Annotated in this window: 1 protein-coding gene; it reads right to left on the reverse strand. The window is 74.5% G+C overall.

The annotated features are described in order from the left end of the window. Window positions 1–4343 (reverse strand): SDR family NAD(P)-dependent oxidoreductase (locus ABTY15_RS39390; protein ID WP_350607486.1); only part of this gene is annotated, 4343 nt, incomplete at both ends.

Genomic DNA, 4343 nt, shown 5'->3' on the forward strand with positions numbered 1-4343 from the left:
CCGTTCGACGCACCGTCCTGGTTGACGGCACTGCCGCGCACGACCGCGAGCACCTGGTGTCCGTTGCGGCGGGCGTCGGAGAGCCGCTCGACCAGCAGCATGCCGACGCCCTCGCCCCAACCGGTGCCGTCCGCCTCCGCCGAGAACGCCTTGCACCGGCCGTCGGCCGACAGGCCGCGCTGGCGGCTGAAGTCGACGAAGGTTTCGGGCGTCGCCATCACGGTGACACCGCCCGCGAGCGCCATCGTGCACTCGCCCTGGCGCAGCGCCTGGATCGCCCAGTGCAGCGCGACCAGCGAGGACGAGCAGGCGGTGTCGACGGTGACCGCCGGGCCCTCCAGACCGAAGGTGTAGGCGACCCGGCCCGAGGCGATGCTGCCCGAGACACCGGTGCCGAGGTAGCCCTCCACGCCCTCGGGGAGTTCGCCGATCCCGGTGGCGTAGTCGTGGTACATCACACCGGCGAACACACCGGTCCGGCTGCCGCGCAGCGTCGCCGGGTCGATCCCCGCCCGCTCCACGGCCTCCCACGAGGTCTCCAGCAGCAGCCGCTGCTGCGGGTCCATCGCCAGCGCCTCGCGCGGCGAGATCCCGAAGAACTCCGGGTCGAACAGGCCCGCGTCGTGCAGGAAGCCGCCCTCGCGGGCGTAGGTGGTGCCCTGGTGGTCGGGGTCGGGGTGGTAGAGACCGTCGAGGTCCCAGCCGCGGCCGGTCGGGAAACCGGAGATCGCGTCACCGGCCCCGAGCACCAGGCGCCACAGATCCTCGGGGGACTCCACCCCGCCGGGGTAGCGGCAGGCCATGCCGACGATCGCGATCGGCTCGTCGTTCGCGGCCGCGGACGGCCGGGCGGCGCCGGCGCCGGTCACGGTGGCGTGCTCGTCCGCGTCGTCGCCGAGGAGTTCGGCGAGCAGAAAAGCGGCCAGGGCGCCCGGCGTCGGGTAGTCGAAGACCAGCGTCGCCGGCAGGCGCAGGCCGGTCGCGCCGTTGAGCTCGTTGCGCAGCTCGACGGCGGTCAGCGAGTCGAAGCCCAGCTCCTTGAACGCCCGCGCGGACTCCACCGCACCCGCGTCGGCGTAGCCGAGCACGGCGGCGACGCGGGAGCGGACCAGGCCGAGGAGAGTCTCCTCCCGGTCGGCGGCGGCCGGCTGGGCCAGCAGTCGGGCGACCAGCTCGGAGCCGCCGGCCGTCGCCCCGGCGCGGGCGACCCGCCGGGTCGGGACCCGGACCAGGCCCCGCAGGAGGGCGGGCAGGGTGCCGGCGGCGGCCTGGGCGCGCAGGGCAGCCAGGTCCAGGTGCATCGGGACGAGGGCGGCGCTGCCGGTGGCGGTGGCCGCGTCGAGCAGCTCGAGGCCCTCGGCGGAGCCGAGGCCGTGAATGCCGCCGCGGCTCATGCGTTGGACGTCCACCGCGTCGAGGCTGCCGACCATGCCGCTGCTGTCGGCCCACGGACCCCAGGCGAGGGAGGTGGCGGGCAGTCCGGCGGTCCGGCGCTGGGCGGCGAGGGCGTCCAGGAAGACGTTCGCGGCCGCGTAGTTGCCCTGGCCGGGGCTGCTGAGCGTGCCGGCGGCGGAGGAGAACAGCACGAAGGCGGTGAGCGGGTGGCCGGCCGTCAGCTCGTGGAGGTGGAGGGCCGCATCGACCTTCGGACGCAGCACGGTGTCGATCCGCTCGGGAGTGAGCGAGGCGACGATGCCGTCGTCCAGGACACCGGCCGTGTGGACCACACCGGAGAGCTCGCGGTCGGCGAGCAGCGCGGCCAGCGCCTCCCGGTCGGCCACATCGCACGCCGCCAGCGTGACGGTGGCACCGGCCTCCGTCAGCTCGTCCCGCAGCTCGACCGCACCCGGCGCGTCCGCACCACGGCGCGACACCAGCAGCAGACTCCGCACCCCGTGCTCGACCACGAGATGACGGGCCACCAGCCCGCCCAGCAGACCCGACGCACCCGTCACCAGGACCGTGCCCGACGACCCGAACACCGGCACCGCTTCCGAGGACGCAGCCGCCCTCGACAGACGCGGCACCTGAATCGCGCCGGCACGCACCGCGAGCTCCGGCTCGCCGGCCGCCAGAGCGGCGGAGAGCGCCTCGCGGGAGAAGTCGCCGCCGTCGAGGTCCAGCAGGACGAGGCGGTCGGGGTTCTCCCCCTGGGCCGAGCGGACCAGGCCCCACACCGGCGCGTGCACCAGGTCCTCGACCTCGGCACCGACCGCCCCACGGGTCACCAGGACCAGACGCGACGCCGCGAACCGCTCATCAGCCAGCCACTCCTGCACCGTCCCCAAAACCCCGTGCAGCGCGGCGCGCACAGCCGAGGCCACACCATCAGACGCCTGAACCGACTCCAGCGCCAGGAACACCGCATCCGGGGCGGCCGTACCGGCGTCGACCGCCGCACCCAGCTCCGCCAGGTCCGCGAACCGCTCCGCACCGAACCCGCCCGCACCCAGCACGGCCCACCGACCCGCCGGCGCCTGCGACACCGGCATCGCGGTCCACTCCACCCGGTACAGCGAGTCGACGAAGCCACCGCGCGCACTGCGCACCTGCTCCTCGGACACCTCACGGGAGACCAGGGACTCCACCGCGGCCACTGGCCGACCGGTCTCGTCCGCCAGCAGCAGCGAGGCCGTGTCCTGCCCGGCCTCGGTGAGACGCAGGCGCAGGGCGGTCGCACCGGCGGCGTAGAGGGTGACCCCGTTCCAGGAGAACGGGATCCGGGCCCGGCGGGGGCCGTCCGCGGTCGAGCCGTCGGCGATGTCCAGGCCGAGGGCGTGCAGCGCGGCGTCGAGCAGCGCCGGGTGCAGTCCGTACTGCTCGGCGTCCTCGTGGGCACTCTCCGGAAGCCGGATCTCGGCGTACGTGTCTCCGTCGTGCCGCCAGGCGGCGCGCAGGCCCTGGAACACCGGCCCGTACCCGAACCCGGCCGCAGCCAGCCGCTCGTACAGGTCGTCGACGGGAACCGGCACCGCACCGGTCGGCGGCCACTCGGCCAGCTCGAACCAGGGAAGGGCAGCTGTGCTGCCGAGCGCGAGCACACCGGTGGCGTGCCGCGTCCACGGCTCGCCCTCCACAGCGTCCTCCGGGCGCGAGTGCAGGCTCAGCGTCCGCCGGCCCGTCTCCTCCACGCCCGCGAGCGCCAGCCGCAGCTGAACGCCGCCGCGCTCGGGCAGCACCAGCGGCGCCTCCAGCGTCAGCTCCTCCAGCAGCCCGCAGCCGACCTGGTCACCGGCCCGGATCGCCAGTTCGACGAACGCCGTGCCCGGCAGCAGCACCGCGCCCATCACCGCGTGGTCGGCCAGCCACGGGTGCGACTGCACCGACAGCCGGCCGGTGAACACCACACCGTCCGACTCCGGCAGCTCCACACTCGCACCGAGCAGCGGGTGCCCCGCCGCACCGAGCCCGATCGACGCGACATCGCCGACGGCCAGGACGGGTGTCCGCGGCCAGAACCGCTGCCGCTGGAAGGGGTAGGTGGGCAGGTCGACCCGGCGCGCGCCCGTGCCGGCGAACACCGCCGGCCAGTCGACGGCGAGGCCGCGGACGTGGGCCTGGGCGAGGGCTGCCGTGAGCGTACGGGCCTCCGGGCGGCCCGTGCGCAGCACCGGGACGAACGCGGCCTCGGCCGCGGACTCCTGTCCCATCGCGGACAGCACACCGTCCGGGCCCAGCTCGACGAACGTCCGGACACCGTCCGCCTCCAGGACGGAGACCGCATCCGCGAAGCGGACGGCCTCGCGGACGTGGCGGACCCAGTACTCGGCGTCGGTCACCTCGGTCGAGACGGGGGCGCCGGTGAGGGTGGAGACGATCGGGAGTCGCGGGGACTCGTATGCCACCTGCTGCGCGACCGCGCGGAAGTCGTCCAGCATGCCGTCCATCAGCGGCGAGTGGAAGGCGTGGCTGACCGTCAGCCGCTTGGACTTCCGTCCCTCCAGCTGCGCGACCACGGCCAGCACCGCATCCTCGGCACCCGAGATCACCACGGACGTGGGCCCGTTGACCGCGGCGATACCGACGCCCTCGGTCAGCAGCGGCAGCACCTCCGCCTCGCTCGCCTGCACCGCGACCATCGCACCACCGCCCGGCAGCGCCTGCATCAGCCGACCGCGAGCGGCGACCAGCTTCGCGGCATCCGCCAGCGAGAACACACCCGCGACATGGGCGGCAGCCAGCTCACCGATCGAATGCCCGGCCAGCACATCCGGAGTCAGACCCCACGACGCGATCAGCCGGAAGAGGGCCACCTCCAACGCGAACAGCGCCGGCTGTGTGTACCCCGTCTCGTGGATCAGCTCCGGGTCGGCCATCGCCTCGCGCAGCGGACGGTCCAGCAG

It is taken from the genome of Kitasatospora sp. NPDC097643 (assembly GCF_040302625.1).
In the GTDB taxonomy this organism is placed as follows: domain Bacteria; phylum Actinomycetota; class Actinomycetes; order Streptomycetales; family Streptomycetaceae; genus Kitasatospora.